At 41.4% G+C, this 22,349-nt stretch carries 24 protein-coding genes, 1 pseudogene and 1 CRISPR repeat array; of the genes and pseudogenes, 22 read left to right on the forward strand and 3 right to left on the reverse strand.

What is annotated here, in order from left to right; all coding sequences use genetic code 11:
• Positions 1-176: 176 nt before the first annotated feature.
• From E5329_RS30410 to E5329_RS05055, 10 genes are all read left to right on the forward strand, one after another.
• The gene (locus E5329_RS30410; RefSeq protein WP_275443017.1) at positions 177-998 is read left to right on the forward strand and encodes an IS110 family transposase; all 822 of its coding nucleotides are present in this window, start codon (positions 177-179) and stop codon (positions 996-998) included.
• 21 nt (positions 999-1,019) lie between these two features.
• Positions 1,020-1,478: an IS110 family transposase gene (locus E5329_RS30415; protein WP_275443019.1), complete on the forward strand. Its 459-nt coding sequence runs from the start codon at positions 1,020-1,022 to the stop codon at positions 1,476-1,478.
• Between the two features lie 287 nt (positions 1,479-1,765).
• The gene (locus E5329_RS05020; protein ID WP_135988501.1) at positions 1,766-2,188 is read left to right on the forward strand and encodes a phage holin family protein; all 423 of its coding nucleotides are present in this window, start codon (positions 1,766-1,768) and stop codon (positions 2,186-2,188) included.
• A gap of 1 nt (position 2,189) precedes the next feature.
• Entirely contained in the window at positions 2,190-3,728 is a 1,539-nt protein-coding gene (locus E5329_RS05025) for a glucosaminidase domain-containing protein (protein ID WP_135988502.1), read from the forward strand.
• A 311-nt stretch (positions 3,729-4,039) separates the two neighbouring features.
• Positions 4,040-4,468 (forward strand): helix-turn-helix domain-containing protein, encoded by a 429-nt coding sequence (locus tag E5329_RS05030; RefSeq protein WP_135988503.1) that lies wholly within the window; start codon positions 4,040-4,042, stop codon positions 4,466-4,468.
• Positions 4,446-4,640, forward strand: a complete 195-nt coding sequence (locus E5329_RS05035) for an excisionase (RefSeq protein ID WP_135988504.1) — start codon at positions 4,446-4,448, stop codon at positions 4,638-4,640. Before E5329_RS05030 ends, E5329_RS05035 begins: the two co-directional genes overlap by 23 nt.
• An 83-nt stretch (positions 4,641-4,723) precedes the next feature.
• On the forward strand, positions 4,724-4,981 hold the full coding sequence (locus tag E5329_RS05040; protein WP_135988505.1) for a helix-turn-helix domain-containing protein: 258 nt from the start codon (positions 4,724-4,726) through the stop codon (positions 4,979-4,981).
• Complete coding sequence (locus E5329_RS05045) at positions 4,932-6,203, forward strand: site-specific integrase (protein ID WP_135988506.1); 1,272 nt, start codon at positions 4,932-4,934, stop codon at positions 6,201-6,203. The genes E5329_RS05040 and E5329_RS05045 overlap by 50 nt, the downstream gene beginning before the upstream one ends.
• A 187-nt stretch (positions 6,204-6,390) precedes the next feature.
• Entirely contained in the window at positions 6,391-7,551 is a 1,161-nt protein-coding gene (locus E5329_RS05050; protein ID WP_135988507.1) for an FRG domain-containing protein, read from the forward strand.
• Positions 7,552-7,828: 277 nt separating this feature from the next.
• Positions 7,829-8,293: a low molecular weight protein-tyrosine-phosphatase gene (locus E5329_RS05055; protein WP_135988508.1), complete on the forward strand. Its 465-nt coding sequence runs from the start codon at positions 7,829-7,831 to the stop codon at positions 8,291-8,293.
• A gap of 32 nt (positions 8,294-8,325) precedes the next feature.
• Here the strand turns inward: E5329_RS05055 and E5329_RS05060 are convergent, their stop codons facing one another.
• On the reverse strand, positions 8,326-8,826 hold the full coding sequence (locus tag E5329_RS05060; RefSeq protein WP_135988509.1) for a gamma carbonic anhydrase family protein: 501 nt from the start codon (positions 8,824-8,826) through the stop codon (positions 8,326-8,328).
• Positions 8,827-8,887: 61 nt separating this feature from the next.
• Here E5329_RS05060 and E5329_RS05065 point away from each other — a divergent pair, with 61 nt between their 5' ends.
• From E5329_RS05065 to E5329_RS05080, 4 genes and pseudogenes are all read left to right on the forward strand, one after another.
• Positions 8,888-9,256 carry an RNA polymerase sigma factor gene (locus tag E5329_RS05065; protein ID WP_275443051.1) on the forward strand — a complete coding sequence of 123 codons (369 nt, stop codon included), beginning with the start codon at positions 8,888-8,890 and terminating at the stop codon, positions 9,254-9,256.
• Positions 9,253-9,456, forward strand: coding sequence for a hypothetical protein (locus tag E5329_RS05070; protein WP_135988511.1), 204 nt, complete (start codon positions 9,253-9,255; stop codon positions 9,454-9,456). The genes E5329_RS05065 and E5329_RS05070 overlap by 4 nt, the downstream gene beginning before the upstream one ends.
• A gap of 295 nt (positions 9,457-9,751) precedes the next feature.
• Positions 9,752-10,582: pseudogene (locus E5329_RS05075) on the forward strand (tRNA 2-thiocytidine biosynthesis TtcA family protein); the annotation flags it as partial.
• Positions 10,583-10,727: 145 nt separating this feature from the next.
• Entirely contained in the window at positions 10,728-12,035 is a 1,308-nt protein-coding gene (locus E5329_RS05080; protein ID WP_135988513.1) for an O-acetylhomoserine aminocarboxypropyltransferase/cysteine synthase family protein, read from the forward strand.
• An 84-nt stretch (positions 12,036-12,119) separates the two neighbouring features.
• Here the strand turns inward: E5329_RS05080 and E5329_RS05085 are convergent, their stop codons facing one another.
• Together E5329_RS05085 and E5329_RS05090 are read right to left on the reverse strand one after the other, a co-directional pair.
• Positions 12,120-12,590, reverse strand: coding sequence for a hypothetical protein (locus tag E5329_RS05085; RefSeq protein ID WP_135988514.1), 471 nt, complete (start codon positions 12,588-12,590; stop codon positions 12,120-12,122).
• The gene (locus tag E5329_RS05090; RefSeq protein ID WP_330571982.1) at positions 12,584-13,087 is read right to left on the reverse strand and encodes a PadR family transcriptional regulator; all 504 of its coding nucleotides are present in this window, start codon (positions 13,085-13,087) and stop codon (positions 12,584-12,586) included. The genes E5329_RS05085 and E5329_RS05090 overlap by 7 nt, the downstream gene beginning before the upstream one ends.
• Before the next feature lie 172 nt (positions 13,088-13,259).
• On the opposite strand from E5329_RS05090, the gene cas6 reads away from it, so the two are divergent.
• The 8 genes from cas6 to cas2 all read left to right on the forward strand — a co-directional run bounded on the left by cas6 (position 13,260) and on the right by cas2 (position 22,342).
• Complete coding sequence (gene cas6 / locus E5329_RS05095; protein ID WP_135988516.1) at positions 13,260-14,012, forward strand: CRISPR-associated endoribonuclease Cas6; 753 nt, start codon at positions 13,260-13,262, stop codon at positions 14,010-14,012.
• A complete protein-coding gene (gene cas10 / locus E5329_RS05100; protein ID WP_135988517.1) occupies positions 14,009-16,378 on the forward strand; it encodes a type III-A CRISPR-associated protein Cas10/Csm1 in 2,370 nt (789 codons plus the stop codon). Before cas6 ends, cas10 begins: the two co-directional genes overlap by 4 nt.
• A complete protein-coding gene (gene csm2 / locus E5329_RS05105; protein WP_135988518.1) occupies positions 16,375-16,770 on the forward strand; it encodes a type III-A CRISPR-associated protein Csm2 in 396 nt (131 codons plus the stop codon). The genes cas10 and csm2 overlap by 4 nt, the downstream gene beginning before the upstream one ends.
• Positions 16,771-16,782: 12 nt before the next feature.
• A complete protein-coding gene (gene csm3, locus E5329_RS05110; protein WP_135988519.1) occupies positions 16,783-17,442 on the forward strand; it encodes a type III-A CRISPR-associated RAMP protein Csm3 in 660 nt (219 codons plus the stop codon).
• 2 nt (positions 17,443-17,444) lie between these two features.
• Positions 17,445-18,440, forward strand: coding sequence for a type III-A CRISPR-associated RAMP protein Csm4 (gene csm4, locus E5329_RS05115; protein ID WP_135988520.1), 996 nt, complete (start codon positions 17,445-17,447; stop codon positions 18,438-18,440).
• A complete protein-coding gene (csm5, locus tag E5329_RS05120) occupies positions 18,437-19,555 on the forward strand; it encodes a type III-A CRISPR-associated RAMP protein Csm5 (RefSeq protein ID WP_135988521.1) in 1,119 nt (372 codons plus the stop codon). The genes csm4 and csm5 overlap by 4 nt, the downstream gene beginning before the upstream one ends.
• Before the next feature lie 133 nt (positions 19,556-19,688).
• A CRISPR array of direct repeats spans positions 19,689-20,592; the repeat unit is 36 nt; unit sequence ATTAGAAATAAGAAGACCCCGGAAGGGGACGGAAAC.
• Between the two features lie 391 nt (positions 20,593-20,983).
• On the forward strand, positions 20,984-21,985 hold the full coding sequence (gene cas1 / locus E5329_RS05125) for a CRISPR-associated endonuclease Cas1 (RefSeq protein WP_135988522.1): 1,002 nt from the start codon (positions 20,984-20,986) through the stop codon (positions 21,983-21,985).
• A 42-nt stretch (positions 21,986-22,027) separates the two neighbouring features.
• The gene (gene cas2, locus E5329_RS05130) at positions 22,028-22,342 is read left to right on the forward strand and encodes a CRISPR-associated endonuclease Cas2 (RefSeq protein WP_135988523.1); all 315 of its coding nucleotides are present in this window, start codon (positions 22,028-22,030) and stop codon (positions 22,340-22,342) included.
• Positions 22,343-22,349: the final 7 nt, after the last annotated feature.

Genomic DNA, 22,349 nt, shown 5'->3' on the forward strand with positions numbered 1-22,349 from the left:
TAATTCCCCCATGAATGGGGGCTAGGGGGCTGAAGTGTCGAAGACACTTTTTTATAAAAAATTTAAGCATTCCTATAGAGAATGAAAATTGAACTTTGACAAAATAAAATCTCCCCGTATGATGTATATGAGTTTCGCGACTTAATACATCAGAAAACAAAGGAGATTTTATAACAATGAAAGTAAAGTACGAAGACCGCCAGAAACAAAAAGTAATCGCAATCACAACAGACACCCTCGTAGTTGGCGTGGACATTGCTAAAAACTACCAGTGGGCAAGGTTTGTTGATTTCAGGGGCATAGAGCATGACCGTGCCCTGAAATTTAAAAACAGCAAAGGCGGCTTCGAGACTATCTTAGCAAGGATCCGGGAGATATGCAAGAAAGAAAATTTTGCAAAGGCCGTTGTCGGGATGGAGCCGACAGGACATTATTGGAAAGCGTTTGCGAACTGGCTTGAGAAACAGGATGGGATAAAAGTTGTTCTGGTGAACCCATATGCAACAAAACAGGCGAAGGAACTGGATGACAACAGCCAGACGAAGTCCGACAAAAAGGATGCGCTGACGATTGCAAAGCTGGTGAAAGACGGGAGGTATTTTGAATTGTACCTGCCCCATGACGTCTATGCGGAACTGAGAGGACTGTCCACCACCAGAACCGGGCTGAACAAGCGAAAGAATGCATTAAAGAATACCATCACGGCGGTAATGGACGAGTATTTCCCGGAGTATGAAGAAGTGTTTAAATGTCCCCTTTCAGGAAAGGCGTCCCGGCATATATTAAAGACGTGCCCGTTTCCGAAGTTCATCCTTGAACTGGGGGAAGACGGGGTTACGGATGAGATAAAAAAGGCAGTAAAGAAAACCGTTGGGAGAAAGAAGGCAGCACAGCTTATAGAGACGGCAAAGGAATCCATCGGGGTGGATTACGGGGAGGAAGCGGCAAGGCTGAAACTGCGGCTTATGCTGGAAGAACTGGAGCTTTTAGAGAAATAGGCGGAAGAACTGGAAGTACAGATGGAAGCTGCATTACAGAAGACAGACTATGCGGGATTCCTGCTAAGCATAAAAGGAATAGGAGTTGTGACGCTGGCGGCATGTCTGGGGGAACTTGGCAATCCGGCAAGATTTGAGAACCCACGCCAGATGAGCCGAATGGCAGGCTATAACCTTGTAGAGGACAGTTCCGGGAAAAACAAAAGCGGGACAAAGATATCCAAACGTGGAAGAAAGAATCTGCGGAGCGTGCTTTACCAGATGGCGCTGATAATGGTAGCGACAAATGACGAGATGAAACAACTTTACCATTACCTGAAAACGAGGGAGGAAGCCCCTCTGAGGAAGATGCAGGCATTGATCGTAGTCAGCAAGAAGATACTGGCGCTGATCCATGCGCTTGCAAAAAAGAAAGAAAACTACGATCCGGGGAAGGTCTTCGGACCTGTCCGCAGGGAGCAGCTGAAAGCGGCTGCATGAGAAAAGAATAAGCCGGTAATGGCACGGGGACAAGGATGAGTCCTCCATCAGCCCAACGAGGCAGCAATCAAGCACAAGTCTGCCCCGTGCCTTTATCCATAAAGCAGAATGAAGGAATGTCAGGGCACAGACCCAGCGAGAACTGATAGGGTAAGTATATGGATATACATCGGCAGAACATTATTTACCAGTAACTACATCCATTTATGGATGATGATATATAAATTTAAAAATATATCGGGAGATATATTGACAAATTTCAAATATTGAGATAGGAGGAATGCGTTATGAAAGGATTTTGGAATATGGTCCAGTTTGTTTTTTCTGCTGTCGGAGGATGGCTCGGGTGGTTTCTTGGCGGGTGTGATGGTCTGCTGTATGCACTCATAGCGTTTGTGGTTATCGATTACATTACGGGAGTTATGTGTGGCGTGGCGGACAAAAAGCTTTCAAGCGGGGTCGGATTTAAGGGTATATGCCGGAAGGTGCTGATTTTTATGCTTGTGGGGATCGCAAACATTCTGGACATGGAAATCATCGGGACGGGGTGCGTACTCCGTACGGCGATTATTTTTTTCTATATCTCTAATGAGGGAGTGAGCCTTTTGGAGAATGCAGGGCATCTTGGACTGCCTATCCCTCAGAAAATGAAGGATGTTCTGGAACAGCTGCATAAACGAAGCGAGTCTGATGAAAGTGAGGAGAAATAATATGAATCTTGTAGAATCAATCATGACAAATAACCCCTGTTATAAGAAGGGGCAGAAAATTACTGTGAAAGGGCTGATGTTACATTCGGTTGGCTGCCCCCAGCCGAGTGCATCGGCCTTTATTCTTTCATGGAACAATGAGTCGTTTGACCGGGCTTGCGTCCACGGATTTATTGATGGGAATGATGGAACTGTGTATCAGACTCTCCCTTGGAACCATAGAGGATGGCACTGTGGTTCATCTATCAATGGTTCGGCAAATAATACCCATATCGGTATAGAAATGTGTGAGCCGGGGTGTATTACTTATACGGGTGGTTCGGCATTTAAGTGCAGCGATACGGATACAGCAAAGGCGGTGGCAAAGAGAACCTATGAGGCTGCCGTGGAACTGTTTGCAATGCTATGCAGGAAGTATAATCTCGATCCCGCGGTTGACGGAGTTATCATCAGCCATAAGGAAGGGCATAGCCGGGGCATCGCCTCGAATCACGGTGACCCGGAGCATTTGTGGTCACAGCTTGGTATGGGATATACAATGGATACCTTCCGTAAAGCTGTAAAAGAGCAGATGGGTGGAAAGGCAGAGACAAAGGCTGAAACACAGGCGGGTGTGTTTGCAGGACTTTCTGAAAAGGATGCAGTCCCTATCATCGGGGCATTGTGCCGTGAGGATATGAAGAAGAGTGGTATTCTTGCATCTGTATCTGCTGCACAATTCATTCTTGAAAGTGGTTATGGAAAGAGCGAACTCGGACAAAATGCCAATAATATGTTTGGCATGAAGAGGTCTCTTTCAGGAAATTCCTGGGGCGGGTCTGCATGGGACGGCAGTTCTGTTTATACCAAGAAAACACAGGAGCAGAATGCAGACGGTACATATGAAACCGTTACAGCGGATTTTAGAAAGTATTCCTGCGTGGAAGATTCGATTGCAGACCATTCGGCATATCTTCTTGGTGCAAAGAATGGAAAAGTTCTCCGTTATAAGGGAATTAAAGGCATGACAGATTACAAGGCTGTGGCACAGCTTATTAAGGATGGAGGCTATGCGACTTCGCTTACTTATGTGGAGAAATTATGCTCCATTATTGAGAAGTGGAATCTGACACAGTATGATGTTTTGGGAACACCTGCACCTAAACCATCAACATCAGATACTGCCACGAACTTCCCGGCTGCCCCATTTACAGTTAAGGTTCTCATTGATGATTTGAATTATCGTTCAGAACCTTCCATGAATGGAACAGTTAAAGGGCAGACTGGCAAGGGTGTATTTACCATTATGGAAGTGAACGATGGATGGGGCAGACTTAAGAGTGGGGCAGGCTGGATCTGGCTTGGGAATCCGTCATACTGTACCGTTCAGGATACAGTTTCAGAAACACCAAAGACCTCAAGTGCCAAATCGGCAGACGAGATTGCAAAAGAAGTCATCCGTGGAGATTGGGGCAACGGACAGGAGCGTAAGCAGAAACTTACGGCTGCCGGATATGATTATTCTGCCATTCAGAAGAAGGTCAATGAAATGCTCAATTAAAATAGGGTTTATCTATATGAAGGCTGGGTTGGTGAATTATCGGCTCAGCCTTATTTTTTTGTGGATTTTCTCGTCCATTTCTATTTGTTTTGTAATTGGGAGGATTGTAAGGGTTATAGATTTTCCCATCTGTGGAGGGAAAATGTTTCACAGAAAACAGGAAAGTATTGGCTTTCCTTACTAACCCATTTAGAAGGGAAAAATTCTAACGCCCATTTTTGATTTTAATGTCCGTGGGATTGTGAAGGGAAAACATCATAACGATGAAACCATAAAAGTTATTCCCTTCAGGTTTGATGGAGGTGGATACAATGAACGATACACAAAGACAACAGATAGAGAGGTTAAGGGCAGAGGGATTAAGCTACGGAAAGATATCTGAGGCACTTGGACTCAGCATCAATACCATAAAAACCTACTGCAGGAGACACGGACTTGGTGGATTGGTTGAAACGCCTGCACTGATGGATGCAGCAGAACATTTCTGCCTTTGCTGTGGCATCCCTGTTGTGCAGTCATCCGGGAGAAAAGAAAAGAGATTCTGTTCAGACCGCTGCAGAAACAAATGGTGGAATCAGAATCTCGATAAAGTTAACCGCAAAGCCAATTATGAATATGTATGTCCGTGCTGCCAGAAGTCTTTTACGGCTTATGGCAATAAAAACAGGAAGTACTGTTCGCATGAGTGTTATATCAGGGACAGATTTGGAGGGAATTATGAAAGAGATACCAATGAATGAGAAGTACACATTATCGATTAAAGAAGCAGCCGCATACTTTGGCATCGGCATCAAGAAAATGAGAAGGCTGGCTGAAGAACACACCAGTTCCTTTGCCGTATTGAGTGGCAACAGATATCTTATCATCCGCACAAAATTTGAGGAGTTCTTACAGGAAACCTCTACGATATAAATTGCATTCATCTGCCAATAGTAGTTGCTATTTCAGGGTTTTAGAGTGATATATGGTATGAGCAAAACACTGGAGGTGAGACAATGGCAAAACCGACACTTGAAGATAAGGATTTCCTGACTCCGACAGAGACGGCTATATTCTTTGGGCTTAGCAGGAGAAAGTTCTATAAACTTCTGGAAGGAGGCACATTTGATTTTATGGCTATGTATGGAGAACGCAAACTTATCATTAAGAATGATTTTAAGAAATACCTGGCACAGCCTGGAGTAAAGGAGGCGTTAGCAAGAGATGAGCGGTACATCGATAAGAAGAGACTCAAAACACAGAATCCTTCGTAAAGGGGAGTCGATCAGGGCAAACGGAAAATACCAGTTTAAGTATCATGTTGACGGGAAGCCACACTTCGTATATAGCTGGAGACTGGAGCCTACAGATCCTCAGCCAGCCGGAAAGGCTCCATGCCGTTCCCTCCGGGAACTTGAAAAGGAAATCGGCAGGGATCTGGATTCGCTGCTTGACCCGATGGGCAGGAATATGACAGTAAACGAACTGGTGGAAAGATACCTGAAAACAAGGACGGGGGTAAAACCCAATACGCTTATGAATTACGGATTTGTAAAGAACATCCTTTTAAAGGAAGAATTCGGCTCAAGAAAGATAAGCAGGGTAAAGACATCAGATGCAAAATTATTTTTAATCAAGCTGCAGCAGGATGGGAAAGGCTCAAGCACCATCAAAACGGTGCGGGGAGTTCTCCGCCCGGCTTTCCAGATGGCGGTTGATGACGATATGCTTGTAAAGAACCCATTTGGATTCCAGCTTGCCGGGGTCATTTATAATGATGAAAAAACAAGAGAGGCAATCACCAAGGAGCAGATGAAGAAGTTCCTTAAGTTTGTGCATGATGATAATGTATACTGCAAGTATTATGAAGTCTTTTATATCCTTTTCCACACAGGGATGCGGATTTCAGAGTTTTGCGGGCTGACCCTCAGGGATGTGGATATGAAGAACAGGGTGATTGATATTAACCATCAGCTGCAGAGAACATCGTGGGGAGAGTATGTTATTGAGGCAACAAAGACCAATGCAGGAACAAGAAAACTTCCGATGACCGATGATGTCTACCAAATGTTCCAGGCAATCATCAAGGACAGGCCAACAGACCTGCCGGAGATCATAGTTCAGGGTTATGGCGGATTTCTTTTCCGGGATAAGAATGGAATGCCAGAGGTGGCAATGCACTGGCAGCACCGCTTCAATCACGCAGTAAAGAGGTACAATGATATCTTTAAGATACAGATGCCGAACATTACACCCCATGTTTGCAGGCATACTTACTGCAGCAATATGGCAAGGGCGAGAATGAACCCCAAAACCTTACAGTACCTTATGGGGCATTCGGACATCTCGGTTACGATGAATACTTATACCCATCTTGGATTTGATGATGCCAAGGACGAAATGATCCGCTTGGAAGAACTGGAGGCGGCCAAGAAAGAAGTTGAGAAGGTAGCGGGCGAAAAACCGATTAGCCAGAAGATGTTCAAAGCAATCTAATACGAGGAATGAAAATAAAGCCCTGGGTGCAGAAATGCCATCCGGGGTTTCTTTTTTTCGTGGAAAAATACAGATGTTATGGTATAATAAGATTTAGTGTAGATTGTTTTTGCTAGTATGTCAGCAGTAAGTGGAAAGGCTATAAACAAAAATTGCCGAGCGTAGGATATTAAGGAAAGGATGGATTATGTCGAATAATAGAACCTTTATTGCAGATATTAAATCACGCAGAATGTATAAAAAATTGGGTGATTGTATTATTGAAAGTAATAATGAAGATTATCCACATCTAACCTTTCGAGTAAAAAGTGTAGTTGACTATTTGAGGATTGTTGAATTATTGTCCAAAACAAAATTTGAAAATTTTGTTGGGGGAGAAATAATCTATCGTGGGATGTCAGATGCAGAATGGAAACTCATGCCATATCTTGGAAGGTATTCGGAATTAAGTGATGGGCAGGAATTTAATTTAGTAAATAGTTTTCTTGCTTTACGACCAGAAGCTTTTCAGGAATTAAACACTAATTTTGAAATCTTATCAAAGATGCAACATTACGGATTACCTACACGGCTTTTGGATTTCACAACAAATCCTTTAATTGCACTATTTTTTGCTTGCAATGAATTTATAGGTGCGAAAGATGCAAGAGTGGTTTGCCATAGAGCGTTTGTTAATGTTGCCCAAAATCCAATTATTGAAGAAATTTGTGGCTTTTATAAATGCTTTTATCAAGAAGATGTATGGCTAGATGATTTAAGTATATCTCCAAAAAAATATTTACAAACATTGTATCGAAATGAGGATTATAGGTTCTTGGTTGCGCACCCTTTTTGCTGGAATGAGAGAATTCGTAGGCAAGCGGCAGTATTTATGATATTCCCTAATAAATTATTTGACCATTTTGGATTGTATGTGTCTGGAGGAAGAAAGGCCTATAGTGATCATTGGGGAGATGATAGTTTTAGAAAAATTTTAGAAATGGTAGAAAAAGAACCTTTAAAAAAAATGTATCCAAATGGTGTTGTTAGACCGCTTGATTTTGATTCAAGAGATTTTTATGTTACGCATCGTTCAATTAAACTCCTTTTTGATTATTATAAAGAGAGCACGATAGGGGAGCAAATAGTAAATGATTGGGGTAATCCGCTGAAGAAAAGGTTTCAATTTGAGAGTGGACTTCAAAATATTGATTCAGAAACAATGAAAAGGGAATTTTGCAGCATAATAATTGATAAGAGGAAAAAGAAGGAAATTCTAAAAGAGTTATGTACATTGGGGATTGATGAATCTTATGTATATCCTGAATTGCAGTATGCAGCAAAAAAGGTAAAAGAAACATATTTATAATCTGATTGAATAATAAAAGGGTTTGAAGTATTACTGTGTATTATCGTTAAACTATGCACACCCTTTGAAACCCCTTTAACGATAATACCGTTAAAAGGTTGGTAGTCTGCAACCGTAAAATTGACTACCATTTGACTACTACTCATTATTACATTTTGCACCGATTTGCCTTATTTTGCGTAATGTACCACATTTCGAAGATTTTATGTGGATTTTACAGGTAGTGCAAAAGTCCCCAAAACACGGCAAATCACGGCATTTTAGGAGGGAAAATATTATGATTTCTATACTTTTTGTGTGCCACGGCAACATCTGCAGAAGCCCAATGGCCGAGTTCGTAATGAAAGATATGGTAGAAAAACAAGGCATCGCCAGCGAGTTCTATATCGCCAGCGCAGCCACCAGCATGGAAGAAATTGGCAACCCAGTCCACCACGGCACGAGAAACAGGCTGGCCCAGGAGGGGATTTCCACAGCAGGAAAATACGCCATCCGCATGCAACGCAGTGATTACCAGAAATATGATTACATCGTAGGAATGGATCATTGGAATTACAAAAATATACTCCGGATCGTAGGGAAAGATAAAGAGCGCAAAGTCAGCCTGCTGCTAGATTACACCGATCACCCCAGGGATGTGGCAGATCCCTGGTACACAGGAGATTTTGAAAAAACTTACGAAGACGTAGTAGCAGGCTGTGGAGGGCTTCTTGCAAAAATAAAAAGAGAGCATTTGCAATAAAAGTTTTTGGGAAAGCAAGCTTATGCCGGAACTCATGGTTGTCTGGCATAAGCTGCCGCTTCTTCCTTATAATAAGCGGCGTTATGTTTGATATTTTCTTTTTCAGCGTTAGTTACAGAACGTATTACTTTTCCAGGATTGCCCAGTACCAGAGAATTATCAGGAATCACTGTGTTTTGGGTAATCAAGGCTCCAGCCCCGATGATGCAGTTTTCCCCAATGACAGCATGATTCATAATAATGGCGCCCATGCCAATTAAAGTATTGCTTTTAATGGTACATCCATGAATGATAGCTCCGTGGCCAATGGTGACCTGGTCTCCGATGCTGACATCTGCGCCATGATCCACATGGAGTACACAATTATCCTGAATGTTCGTGTCGGTTCCAATTACTGCTGCTCCAGCTTCCGCACGTACCACTGCATTGAACCAGACGCTTGAGTTATCACCAAGGGTGACGTCTCCCCGTACAATGGCGCCAGGCGCAAGATAGACATTTTTTCCCAGAATGGGAGTTTTTATCGTATTCATTTCTTCTCATCCTTTCTATGTCACAGTATATAATATATCCAGAAAAAAGTAAATTCCGCGAATCAAAAGAAAAAATGTTTATGCATTTTGCAGCCAGTTTACCCAGAACAAACAGGAGGCAGAAGAGCTTTACCAGAATACCTTTCTGAAAGCGGTAGAGCTGAAGGAAATAATGGACTGGGAAGGAAATCCGGGAAGCTACCTGGTTTCCATTGTACTGCGCATTTGGAAAAATAGAAAACGAAAATACGCCTGGCGGAATCGAATTGCAGGAATGGAAGAATTGATAGAAGAAAAGGATGATAAAAATCTGGAACAGTTGTTACGGCGGGTCCTTTCTCCAGAAGAAGAAACGGATTACTGGTTAAACCAGCAAATTGTAAGGAAAGCAAAGGAGACAGAACTGCAGTTGCAGCATGGAAATATTTGACCACGGACAACGTGGAAGAAGAAGTAGAGGATCAGGGGCTTGCAGCAGCGTTTCAAAGCCAGGACGCCGTATCCCCTTTGATTAAAGGGCAGAATCCCAGCTTTTTTAACGCAGTGACCATGAGCGGCGGATATTCAGAATTTGTGCAGGATGGCGTCCTGTATCGCAAGTTGGAAAGAGGAAGATCTGGAACAAAATGACGCAGATGCAGAAGCGGCATATCTAGAAACATTTACACGGAATGAAGATGGAACGATAACGTTGAAAGTATATTGGTACAAAGATGGACAAGAAAAATAGAACCTGTATGTTAGCCGCAGCCGCTTTGCAGAAGATGCAAAAGTGGCTGTTGCCATTTTAGGGGGAAAAGAATATAATATGGAAGCCGACGCATTGCCCGGTGAGTCATTAGACATGCCATTTCTGTGCAATGCGCTGGAAATTGTTGTATAACGAGGTTCAGCTATTATGGAAAAAGCGATAAATCAGGCAAAAGAAATTGAAAAAAGCATTCAAAAAAAATTTCATAAAGAATTATTTTCCCGTTTTGCAAAAGCAGTCCGGGATTATGAATTAATACAGGAAGGGGATAAAATTGCAGTCTGCATTTCTGGCGGAAAAGATTCCATGCTGATGGCAAAGCTGTTTCAGGAATTACAAAAGCACAGAAAGGTATCCTTCGAGTTGGAATTTTTGGTGATGGATCCGGGATATCTGGCGGAAAATCGGACGATGATTGAAGACAATGCAGCAAAGATGGACCTTCCCATTACTGTGTTTGAATCAGATATTTTTGATGCGGTATATGACGTCGAGAAGTCTCCTTGCTATCTCTGCGCACGGATGCGCCGGGGGCACCTTTATCATCAGGCGCAGGAGCTTGGCTGCAATAAGATTGCGCTGGGGCACCATTATGATGATGTGATTGAAACGATTTTGATGGGAATGCTCTATGGCGGACAGATACAGACTATGATGCCCAAACTGCACAGTACGAATTTTGAGGGAATGGAGCTGATCCGCCCTATGTACTATATTCGGGAAGCGGATATCAAACACTGGCGGGATTATAATGGATTGAAATTTCTGCAATGCGCCTGCCGGTTTACAGAAGCCTGTGCCGCTAATTTGCCAGACAATGAAACCACTTCAAAACGGCTGGAAGTGAAAAGGCTCATTGAAGAATTAAAGAAAATCAATCCTTTTGTAGAAGCAAATATTTTTCGAAGCGTGGAAAATGTGAATTTGAGCACCGTAATTGCCTACAAAGAACAGGGAGTGAGGCATCATTTTTTGGAAAATTATGGGATACAGAACGATGAATAATTGTGATGAAGCTATGTTTTCGCAGGAAAAAGAGGCTGAAAAATAAATTCCCTATTGACTTACTGGGAAATATAGGGTATAGTATATGCAAATAAATAACCCACTAAACAGATATGAAATAAGGAAAAAGGAGAAACGGATCGTTATGAGCAAAAAAGCATACAAAGACAGAGAATTAAAATTTGAAACATTACAGTTGCATGTAGGGCAGGAACAGGCAGATCCAGTGACCGATGCAAGGGCAGTCCCCATTTACGCAACCTCTTCCTATGTGTTCCATAATTCAGATCATGCGGCTGCGCGGTTCGGCCTGCAGGATGCAGGAAATATTTATGGAAGGCTCACCAATCCAACCCAGGATATTTTTGAGCAGAGAATTGCGGCGTTAGAAGGAGGAGTAGCCGCCCTTGCAGTAGCTTCTGGCGCTGCAGCAGTTACTTATACCATTCAGAATCTTGCCAAAAACGGGGAGCATATTGTGGCGGCAAACAACATCTATGGAGGAACCTATAACCTGCTGGAGCATACATTGCCGGAGTATGGAATTACTACTACGTTTGTAGATCCGTCAGACATAAATAATTTTGCACAGGCAATCCAGGAAAACACCAGGGCTCTTTACATAGAAACTTTTGGAAATCCCAATTCTGATGTAAGCGATATCGAAGCGATTGCCAAGCTTGCCCATGCCCATAAGATACCATTGGTGGTAGACAGTACCTTTGCAACTCCATTTCTGGTACGTCCCATTGAATATGGCGCAGATATTGTGGTGCATTCTGCCACGAAATTTATCGGCGGCCATGGAACGGCTATCGGCGGCGTGATTGTAGACAGTGGAAAGTTTGACTGGGAAGCATCTGGAAAATTCCCTTCTATTACAGAACCAAATCCCAGCTATCATGGAGTAAGCTTTACAAAGGCGGTAGGGCCGGCAGCGTTTGTTACGAAAATCCGTGCGATTCTTTTAAGGGATACGGGAGCAACTCTTTCCCCCTTCCATGCCTTTATTTTCCTGCAGGGGTTAGAAACACTCTCCTTAAGGGTAGAACGGCATGTGGAAAACGCATTGAAGGTGGTAGAATACCTGAATAACCATCCGCAGGTAGAAAAGGTACATCATCCTTCTATTTCCACAGATCCAAAGCAGAAGGAATTATACCAAAAATATTTTCCAAAGGGCGGCGGTTCTATTTTTACCTTTGAAATCAAAGGAGATGACCGCACCGCAAAGGATTTTATTGACAATCTGGAAGTATTTTCCTTGTTGGCAAACGTGGCAGATGTAAAATCCCTTGCCATTCATCCGGCGTCTACCACCCATTCTCAATTAAATGAGAAGGAACTGGCGGAACAGGGGATTTTCAAAAATACCATTCGTTTATCCATTGGAACAGAGCACATTGACGATATTATCGAAGATTTAGAAGAAGCGTTCCGGGCGGTTCAGTAATTTCTGAATGGAACATAAGCGGCAGAAGATAGAAGGCAATGCGTACAGCTTTGGAAATTGAAGCTCAGCGCATTGCCTGTTTTCTTAATTTGATGTTCTAAGTTCTCTGCTGTGCTGTATATGGATGCCGATATGTCCGATTCCCAGGATGATTACAGCGGCTGTCAGCCATATGACTCGGCCGTATATGCTCAGCAGGAAAAAAGAAATGACAGGCAATGTTGCTCCTGCAAGGGGAATCCCTAAGAAACTGCTGTAAAAGTCTGACAGCTTCCGTTCGCTTTGAAAATAGCGTATCCACCATAATTCATACATTATCATTAATGCAAGGGCCCCAATCAGCTGCCAGGACCAGCCATGAAAATTAAAATCTTTAAAAATCAAGGCGCAGATTGTTGTCAGCGCTTCTCCCATTCGCTCCAAAATCAGCAAAAATTTATTTTCATTTTGAGCAGTATATCCCTGGGGTTGTTTGCCTACCCACAGGATATTGGGAATAAACAGCAGCAATAAAAATATCAGCCCCAAATATGAAAAACCAAAATGTCCTAACATACATTCACGCTCCATCCTCCATCAGAATTTTTTTTTGCTTCTTCGCACCATTCGAAATAAGTGCGGTAGGTTTTGATTCCAAACTTCACAGTAAGCAAATAGTATCTGTGGGCAGTATCCTGATCCAGATTTTTCTGTAAGATCTGTTCTGCATCCAAAAGATAAGGCAGTTCTTTTTGAATTTTTTCCTGAAAGGCGTCAATATGCGAGATTGCCTGTTGGGCGCCCTGTTCATTTCCAAAAAATAATTTCAGCAGTGTTTCATAATGGAGTTCATCTTTTTGGACAGGCAGTGTAAGCCATTTTTTCAGGTAGTTCCTTCCATCATCTGTTATGGTATAAATCAGCTTGCTTCTTTTACTCTCAGAATCCTCCCTTTTCACAGCCAATCCGCGCTGAACTAAATCACTTAACGCGGGATAGATACTGCCGTAGCTTGCACTCCAGAAATATTTTAGCGTTGTGTCCATTCTTTTCTTAATCTCATATCCCGTTATGAAAAATTATGAGAGGACTGTATTATTTTATTTGCTGAGGAAGGTAGGTGATCTTCAAGGGTGACAGGGGAAGTAAAAAGAGGTATAATGGATAAGGCTGGTAAATTCTGGATCGTTATAGATATTGAATTCTGGAATTGAGATTTTTTGAAAGATTAGGAGAACAAACAATATGTTAGCAAATTTGAAGATGGAATTGAAAACAGAAGAAAATGATTTCATTCCATATCAAAAAGCGGTGATACTTCAGGGAATATTGATGGAGCAAGTGAGAGAGGAGTACGCTGCAAAATTACATGTGACAGGTCTGCATCCTTACAGTCAGTCAATAACGAATCTGAATGGGAGAAATATCTGGAATATTTGTACAGCCAATGAGGAAGCATTTCAGGAAATCATGCTTCCTTTCCAGGAAGAACGGTTTTCGGATTTTTATATGGAAGATGACAAATGGAAGGTGTCTGTTGTCCAAAAACAGCTTTTTAAGATTGAAAAAAAAGAATTTATGGAACAATATTATTTTGAAAACTCAGACCGGTATATCCAGGTGTCCTTCCAAACTCCAACTGCTTTTAAGAGTCAGGGGGAATACGTTTGTATGCCTACCTTGCAGTTGATCTATCAAAGTTTGATGAAAAAATATGATGCAGCATCCGACGATGAGACTGTGGAAAGTGGGGAAGTTTTAGAACAACTTTTAGAATACAGCAGAATTGTACAATATCAGCTTCGCAGCAGCAGTTATTCTGTTCATGGAAAACGGATTCCTGCATTTATGGGACAGATGAAAATAAAAGTCAGTGGGCCGCAGGCGATGGTAAATTTTTTAAATCTTCTGTTTCATTTTGGGGAATACACGGGAATTGGAATCAAAACTGCAATGGGAATGGGAGCCGTTAAGCTCATAGAAGGGAGAAAAGGATGACTAAGGAGAAAGTACAGTTAATTGTAGGAGGCTTGCTTCACGATATTGGAAAAGTAATCTACCGACAAGGAGATGGGAGAAAGCACAGTATCAGCGGATATGAATTTTTAAAGGAAGAAGTGGGTTTGAAGGAAAAAGAAGTTTTGGATTCTGTCCGATACCATCATGGTGCGGAACTGGGCGCCGCCCGGATTGACAACAATTCTTTTGCTTATATCACCTATCTGGCAGATAATATTGCGGCTTCGGCTGATCGCAGGAAGAATGAGAGTGGGGAAAAAGGGTTTGTCAGGGAAGTTGCTCTGGAATCTGTTTTCAATATTTTAAATGGCAATGAAAAGAAGATGTATTATTCACAGACCCAGAATCCAGAAGAGACTATGAGTTATCCGACAGAGCAGGCAGAGCTGTATGATGAGCATTTTTATTTGATGATAAAACAGAAACTTATGGATAATTTTAAGGGAATACGTTGGGAGGCAGAGTATGTAAATTCGTTACTGGAAATTCTGGAAGGAAATCTCAGCCTGGTGCCTTCATCCACAGCAAAAGATGAATTGGCGGATATTTCACTTTATGATCATTTGAAATTGACAGCGGCCTTGAGTTCTTGTATCTTTGACTATTTGCATGAAAAGCAGATAGAAAGTTACAAAACTTCTTTGTTTCTGCATGGCAGTGATTTTCAGAAAGAAAATGCTTTTCTTCTGTTTTCCATGGATATTTCAGGAATTCAGAATTTTATTTATACGATACACAGTGAGGGGGCGCTGAAGAATTTAAGGGCCCGCTCTTTTTATCTGGAAATTATGATGGAGCATATGATAGATACGCTTTTGGAACGGTTGGAATTGTCACGGGCAAATTTAATTTATGCGGGAGGAGGACATTGTTACCTGCTTTTAGCAAATACGGAAAAAACCATAGAAACAGTTTTACAATTTGAACAGGAATTGAATCAGTGGATGTTAGAACAGTTTGACATTTCTTTGTATGTGGCTGCAGGATGGCAGGCATGCAGCGGAAATGCATTGAAGGATAAGCCTGTTGGGGCATATGCAGAAATTTTCAAGTCTGTCAGCAATGAGATATCCAGGAAAAAATCAGCCCGGTATGATGCGAAGCAGATCCGAAAGCTGAATGGAAAGCGAAATGCAGATTATACGAGAGAATGCAAGGTATGTAAAAGAATAGATCATTTGACAGGAGAGGGGATTTGCCAAATTTGCGCATCTATACTTAATATGTCCAAAGACATTTTGTATACAGATTTCTTTTCTATTACAGGAACGAAGGAGAAACAGGCGCTTCCGTTGCCTTTTGACGTCTGTCTGGCGGCGGAAAATGCGGACAGTTTACGGAAGCGGATGACAGAAGATCCAGGCTATGTCAGGGCATATGGTAAGAATAAGATGTTTTCCGGAAAGCATATTGCCACAAAGATTTGGGTGGGGAATTATACTACCGGAGAGACTTTTGAAGAACTGGCAAACCAGGCAGAAGGAATAGAAAGGATTGGGATTCTCCGGGCAGATGTGGATAATCTGGGCAAAGCTTTTGTATCAGGGTTTGAAAGTGAAAAATATGGGAATCGGTATGTGACGTTGACCAGGACAGCAGTTTTATCCAGGCAGTTATCTTTGTTTTTCAGGCATTATATCAATATCATATTGAAACAGCCCCGGTATTCTCTGGATGGAAAAGTGAAAAAGAACAGGAAAGCTGCGGTGGTGTATTCTGGAGGAGACGATCTTTTTCTGGCAGGAGCCTGGGATGATATTCTGGAACTGGCAGTGGATATCCGGCAGGAATTTAAAAAATTTACGGAGGGAACCTTATCTTTGTCGACAGGAATTGGACTGTATCAACCTAAATTTCCAATTCATGTAAGCGCAGGAGAAACGGCAAAACTGGAAGATGAATCTAAAATGATACCGGGTAAGAATGCCATAACGTTTTTACCGGATGGGAAAATCCATGAGGAATTGGATCAGGAAACAGGCAAGGTTTATAAAGTTAGTGATGGCACATATTCCTGGGAAGTATTTTTGGATGAAGTTATCGAAGAAAAGTATCGGACAATCGCAGCTTTTTTCCAGAAATCTGAAGATCGCGGTAAAAATTTTCTCTATCATTTGCTTGAGCTGGTGCGCAGACAGGAGGATAAAATTAATTTGGCAAGGTTTGTGTATCTTCTGGCCAGGATGGAACCAGGGGAAAGGGCGGAAAAGGAAGAAAAGGCGCAGTATCAGGAATTTTCCAGGAAAATGTACCAGTGGATCAAACAGGAAAAAGATTGCAGACAGTTAAAGACAGCAATTAATTTATATGCATATAAGATACGGGAGAAGGAGGAAACAGAATGATAATCACGGAAAAAAATTATGTGGAGAAAGCGGAGGCGGCAATTCAGTTACATAAAAATAAAATAAATGAAAAAACGAAGAAAAAAAAGCCTATGGTAACCACATCAAAAATCAGGAATCTTCTATCTATGACGGCAGATATCTGTAATGAGGTTATGGATTGCAAAGAGGAAAAATTAAACGACGAACTGTGTGGGAGAATTGATTATCTGAAAGTGCGTGTCTTGTATGAAGCCGGGAGAGAACCTGTGGTAAGAGAATTTGTGGAGGATACAAACATGTTGAAATGTATCAGTGAGATAGGCGGCAGTAAGAAAAATTATCTGTTGTTCAGCAGATATATGGAAGCTCTGGTGGCTTATCACAGATTTTATGGTGGAAAGGATAATTAAGGAGGAAATTACATGTATGCGAAAATACAGATTACAGGAAGAATTGAAGTGGTAACAGGAATGCATATTGGAGGATCTTCTGCATTTGCAGCTATTGGAGCAGTGGATGCTCCAGTGATCAAAGATGCAGGCACCAATCGCCCTATGATACCAGGGAGTTCCCTAAAAGGGAAAATGCGTGCGCTGCTGGCGAAGGCATACAATGAGGGAATTGCCGGAAAGCCGGATGATGACAATGAACGTCTTACAAGAGTATTTGGCTCTGCCAAAAAGGGGCAGGTAAAAAGAAGCCGTATTATTATATCCGATATGATGCTTGCCAATGAAAAAGAACTGAGAAAGCAGGGGCTGCAGAGTCTTACAGAAGTAAAATTTGAAAATACTATTGATCGGATTACTGCAGTTGCCAATCCCAGACAGATTGAGCGTGTGATCCGGGGATCTGAATTTGATCTGGATTTTATTTATGAAGTGGCAGAAGAAGAGGAAATCCTGGAAGATTTTGAAGTGTTGGCGGAGGGACTGAAATTATTGCAGTACGATTATCTGGGTGGCAATGGTTCCAGAGGATATGGAAAAGTTAAATTTCATGCTCTGGCGGCAGATGTGGTGATTGGGGAGATATCGGATAATATTCTGGAGAAGTGCAACAAATTGTTGAAGGGTGTGTAGGGATGGAGTACAGAATTTATAAGTTTGATTTTACGGCAGGGGTGCATTTTGGAGAAAATTCTCTGGAACATGGAGGATTTACTTTGTGTGCAGATACATTATTCTCTGCTTTGTGTCAGGAGTGCATCAAACAGGGGCCGCGCGAGTTAAAACAGTTGGTCAGCCGAGCAAGAGAAGGGAAGATATGCTTAACAGATGCATTTCCTTATATCGAAAATATATATTATCTGCCCAAACCTGTGTTGAAAATAGAAACAGAGGAACAGAGGGGAGATTCTACATTGAAAAAAGCTTATAAAAAGCTGGCTTATGTTCCAGCCGATAAATGGGAGGATTATATTGCCGGGAAATTAGATGTAATTCATGAATTTAACCGATTTCAGGAAAGTTTGGGATATAGGGAGATCAAAACCAGTGCGGCAGTTCGGGGCATGGAAGAAACAAAGCCCTATAGGGTTGGAATTTATCATTTTTGTTCTGGGAATGGATTGTATATCATAGCAGGAGGGGAATCTGAAGAGGATATACAGTTATTGGAAACTGGACTTGCTTCGTTAGAGTTGTCAGGGATTGGCGGGAAAAGAAATGCTGGCCTGGGGAGATATCAATTGAAACGGGAGAATGTTCTTAAAGAGTTGCAATGTCGTCTGGCTTGTGGAAAAATGATGGTGGATGGAGAAAAGAACTCAAAGAATTTGGAGCGTCCTGACGAAGCGCAGGAAGGAGCGGCATTTATGGCGTTATCTGTTTGTCTTCCCAGAGAAGAAGAATTAGAGGGGGCTTTAGAACAGGCAGGGTACCTGTTGTTAAAAAGGAGCGGATTTGTTGCTTCCGAAACATACGCTAAGGAGCAATTAAGAAAACGTGATATGTATGTGATGCAGGCGGGTTCTTGCTTTAGAAAACGGTTTGAAGGGGATATATATGATGTCAGCGACGGAGGCTCACATCCAGTGTATCGGTATGCCAAGCCCATGTTTCTGGAGGTGATTTCTTGAGCAATATATTGAAAACGTATGATCTGGAATTGACAGCGGCAGGGCCAGTATATATCGGAAGCGGAAAAGAAATAGGAAAAAAAGAATATGCTTTTTCACCATGGGAAAAAAAGATATCGGTAATGGATATGGCAAAGCTGTGTCAGCTATTAAATGGGAAAAATTTGATGTCCCAGTATGAGAAATTTATGTTGGGGAACAGTCGGGATGATGTGGGAAAGTGGTTGGAAAAGAATAAGGTTTTAAAAAAAGAATATCAGAAATGCGTCCGTTACCAGCTGGAATGTCAAGATGCAGTGATTGATTCCCGCAGTAAGTTGTCTGTTTTGGAATTTGTAAAGGACGCATATGGCATGCCTTATGTGCCTGGAAGTTCTGTGAAAGGAATGCTCAGAACGATTTTACTGGCATATGATATCGCACATGATTTTGAAAAATATAAGCAAATAAAAAATGATATTTCAGGCGCGCTTAAGAGAAATAAAGGAAGGAATAGGAACATTTGCAAGAGGGAATCAGCTGCAATGGAATATGCTTGCTACAGAACATTGAACAGACTTCAAAAAGAACCACGACATGCGGTGAACGATGCGATGGCGGGAATGATCGTTAGTGACAGTAAGCCTTTGTCAGTGGAAGAGTTGGTGTTGTGTCAGAGAACAGAATTACATGCAGATGGCAGAGAGAAAAAATTAAATGTATTGCGTGAGGCATTGCGTCCGGGAACCGTTATTCATGTTACGATTACCATTGATTCAAGTATTTGTGGGATTACAAAAGAGTATTTAGAACAGGCTTTGGCATTTTTTGGAGAGATGTATTATGAATGTTTTCTGAGAAAATATCCGGATATGGACATGCCATTTGAGGATTCGGTCTGGTTAGGCGGAGGAACAGGTTTTGTGACAAAGACGGAAGTTTATCCATTGTTTGGCAAAGAAGAAGGAGTGGAGACGGTGGTGAACCTTTTCAAGGCGACTGGAGTACCGGAAAATCATAAACATTATTTGGATAGAAAGCGAGGCGTTTCACCGCATATCTGTAAAGTGGCTTATTATGAAGGAAAACGGTATCAGATGGGATTGTGCCGTGCGAAAATAACGAAATGTCAATGATTTGCCCCGCTGCCTGATTTTACTGGAAATTTTGGGCTGATTGGGCAGGAAAAAAGGGAAGGAATAGAGAAAAAAGTTTTCCGCCGCAAACCATGTTGGGAGGTGTTGGTTTTACTGGGATGCGGCGGATGGGATTAGAAATAAGAAGACCCCGGAAGGGGACGGAAACTTGTGTCTTTTTTCAATAATGGTTGAATACTCCCTGTATTAGAAATAAGAAGACCCCGGAAGGGGACGGAAACCTGATTCTGAAACCGTGACCTGTGGGGTGTGGTAGCCATTAGAAATAAGAAGACCCCGGAAGGGGACGGAAACTTAAAGGAACGGCAACGAACCAATAACAGCGAACAATTAGAAATAAGAAGACCCCGGAAGGGGACGGAAACTTTTTCAAATTCTTTTTTGCTTAATGCTTCCAGAATTATTAGAAATAAGAAGACCCCGGAAGGGGACGGAAACCATTGTGATTGTGTGCTTACTCATATTGTTACCGCATTAGAAATAAGAAGACCCCGGAAGGGGACGGAAACAAGGATAAGCAGTACTTAACAGATCTTCTGTGAGCTGTTATTAGAAATAAGAAGACCCCGGAAGGGGACGGAAACCCCAATATGACACAGTATAAAGATATATACCGTATTAGAAATAAGAAGACCCCGGAAGGGGACGGAAACATTGTTCCGATTTTTTTTAATTTTTCAAATGTCAATTAGAAATAAGAAGACCCTGGAAGGGGACGGAAACGCTATGTACCTGCCTTTCGTTTAAGTTTTGTTGTTATTAGAAATAAGAAGACCCCGGAAGGGGACGGAAACCCAAGAAAAAGGGAAATTTAAAACTCTTTCAAGGTCATTAGAAATAAGAAGACCCCGGAAGGGGACGGAAACCTTCCAAAAAAATTTTTTCTTGTGTATTTTAAACTTAATTTAGAAATAAGAAGCCCCCGGAAGGGGACGGAAACTTTCCGCATATAGGGCATATGGCATAATTCTGCTTATAATTTAGAAATAAGAAGACCCCAGAAGGGGACGGAAACCAGCAGTCATGCGCCTTTTGCTGACTTTTCAGATTTAATACAAATTAAGAAGCTTCCGGGAGAGGACGGAAACATAATTATGGAGCTTTTCACTTCCGGTTTCCATTTAATTAGAAATAAGAAGCCCCCAAAAGGGAAACGAAATTACTGTTTTTCCTAAATATGAAACTCAGATTTTGCATTAGAAATAAGAAGACCTTTAAAGTGGACAGAATCAGTTTTATAATATTTTTCCTAAAAACGAATGTGCATTAGAAAATAATAGTTTACAAATCCAGATAAACAATGAAATACATTGGAATGAACTATTTTCAGAACGAATGAATCTATGGTATAATTTTTAAGAAAATTATACCGAGACACTTCGATACAATACGATAAGGGGGAATAGAATGAGTTACTTGTTTGTAAATTCGAATGGTGCCCATATCAATTATGATGCAAATTATATAGTAGTTAAATATGGAGAAGAAGCCATTCGAAAAATCCCTGTGGAAAATTTAGAAGCAATTTATATATTCACCAGTGTGCAAATTACATCTCAATGTGTGGTGCAATGTTTAAAACGTGGAATCAATATTTCGTATTATTCCAAAGGTGGTTCTTATTTTGGCAGGCTGCAGTCTACAAATCATATAAATGTACAAAGGCAGAGAAAGCAGGCAGCTTTGGCAGATTCGGAATTTTCCCTGGAATTAGCCAAAAGTATTGTCGGCGGAAAAATTCACAATCAGGAAATTATACTGAGACGGTATGCACGAAGTGAAGAAAAAGATGTAAAAGATCTCTTGGTGCGTATGCGCCAATCCTTGAAAAAAATTGGAAATTGTGAAACCATTACTGAGATTATGGGATATGAAGGCAATGCTGCAAAACTGTATTTCGATGGGTTAAGCAGAGTAGTTCATGAAGAATTTGCTTTTAAGGGCAGAAGCAGACGGCCGCCAAGAGATGAATTTAATTCCATGTTGAGTTTAGGATATTCTATTTTAATGAATGAAATCTATGGAAGATTAGAAAATAAAGGCTTGAATCCATACTTTGGGTTTATTCACAGTGACAGGGAAAAGCATCCTACGTTGGCAAGCGATATGATGGAAGAGTGGAGAGCAACTCTTGTAGACTCTCTGGTTATGAGTCTTGTAAATGGGCATGAAATACATACGGAACATTTTTTTCACAACAGAGATAAGCCTGGTTATTATCTAACAACAGAAGGAATGAATATTTTTTTGAAAAAGTATGAGAAAAAAATGCAAACAGCAACTCAGTATCTGGATTATATTGATTATGCGGTTACTTTTCGCCAAGCAATTGATCTGCAAATCAATGAATTGACCAAAGCTATAGAAAATGAGGATGCCTTTATGTATCATCCCATATGGTTGAGATGAGAGAATAAATTTTACGGTTTGAGATTATTATTGGGAGGCCATATGGAAAATTATTTTTTTGAGATTGATGAGAAAGTGGCAAGAGATGAAGTATTTGTTCTGATTATTTACGATATTGTAGACAATAAACGCCGGATAAAACTGGCGAAATATCTTCAGGGTTACGGCTTCCGCGTTCAGAAATCAGCTTTTGAAGCAAAAATTCCCAAAAGGAAATATCAGAAATTGCTGCGGGAAATACCCAATTATATAGACGATTGTGATAGTGTTAAGGTATATAAAATAATTGGCAGCGGGCAGGTAACAGCTTTTGGAAAAAATATGGATATAGAAACCGAAGATGTGATTGTAATTTAAGGAGGGT

This window comes from Petralouisia muris, assembly GCF_004793545.1.
GTDB lineage: Bacteria > Bacillota > Clostridia > Lachnospirales > Lachnospiraceae > Petralouisia > Petralouisia muris.

Excerpts from the sequence above, each read along its gene's own strand:
- E5329_RS05085 (WP_135988514.1), bottom strand. The coding sequence starts at position 12,590 with ATGTTAGGACATTTTGGTTTTTCATATTTGGGGCTGATATTTTTATTG.
- cas6 (WP_135988516.1), top strand. The coding sequence starts at position 13,260 with ATGTTAGCAAATTTGAAGATGGAATTGAAAACAGAAGAAAATGATTTC.
- E5329_RS30410 (WP_275443017.1), top strand. The coding sequence starts at position 177 with ATGAAAGTAAAGTACGAAGACCGCCAGAAACAAAAAGTAATCGCAATC.
- E5329_RS05045 (WP_135988506.1), top strand. The coding sequence starts at position 4,932 with ATGAGCGGTACATCGATAAGAAGAGACTCAAAACACAGAATCCTTCGT.
- csm2 (WP_135988518.1), top strand. The coding sequence starts at position 16,375 with ATGATAATCACGGAAAAAAATTATGTGGAGAAAGCGGAGGCGGCAATT.
- E5329_RS05035 (WP_135988504.1), top strand. The coding sequence starts at position 4,446 with ATGAAAGAGATACCAATGAATGAGAAGTACACATTATCGATTAAAGAA.
- cas2 (WP_135988523.1), top strand. The coding sequence starts at position 22,028 with ATGGAAAATTATTTTTTTGAGATTGATGAGAAAGTGGCAAGAGATGAA.
- E5329_RS05060 (WP_135988509.1), bottom strand. The coding sequence starts at position 8,826 with ATGAATACGATAAAAACTCCCATTCTGGGAAAAAATGTCTATCTTGCG.
- E5329_RS30415 (WP_275443019.1), top strand. The coding sequence starts at position 1,020 with ATGGAAGCTGCATTACAGAAGACAGACTATGCGGGATTCCTGCTAAGC.
- cas10 (WP_135988517.1), top strand. The coding sequence starts at position 14,009 with ATGACTAAGGAGAAAGTACAGTTAATTGTAGGAGGCTTGCTTCACGAT.
- E5329_RS05050 (WP_135988507.1), top strand. The coding sequence starts at position 6,391 with ATGTCGAATAATAGAACCTTTATTGCAGATATTAAATCACGCAGAATG.
- cas1 (WP_135988522.1), top strand. The coding sequence starts at position 20,984 with ATGAGTTACTTGTTTGTAAATTCGAATGGTGCCCATATCAATTATGAT.
- csm3 (WP_135988519.1), top strand. The coding sequence starts at position 16,783 with ATGTATGCGAAAATACAGATTACAGGAAGAATTGAAGTGGTAACAGGA.
- E5329_RS05080 (WP_135988513.1), top strand. The coding sequence starts at position 10,728 with ATGAGCAAAAAAGCATACAAAGACAGAGAATTAAAATTTGAAACATTA.
- E5329_RS05040 (WP_135988505.1), top strand. The coding sequence starts at position 4,724 with ATGGCAAAACCGACACTTGAAGATAAGGATTTCCTGACTCCGACAGAG.
- E5329_RS05055 (WP_135988508.1), top strand. The coding sequence starts at position 7,829 with ATGATTTCTATACTTTTTGTGTGCCACGGCAACATCTGCAGAAGCCCA.
- csm4 (WP_135988520.1), top strand. The coding sequence starts at position 17,445 with ATGGAGTACAGAATTTATAAGTTTGATTTTACGGCAGGGGTGCATTTT.
- E5329_RS05030 (WP_135988503.1), top strand. The coding sequence starts at position 4,040 with ATGAACGATACACAAAGACAACAGATAGAGAGGTTAAGGGCAGAGGGA.
- E5329_RS05020 (WP_135988501.1), top strand. The coding sequence starts at position 1,766 with ATGAAAGGATTTTGGAATATGGTCCAGTTTGTTTTTTCTGCTGTCGGA.
- E5329_RS05025 (WP_135988502.1), top strand. The coding sequence starts at position 2,190 with ATGAATCTTGTAGAATCAATCATGACAAATAACCCCTGTTATAAGAAG.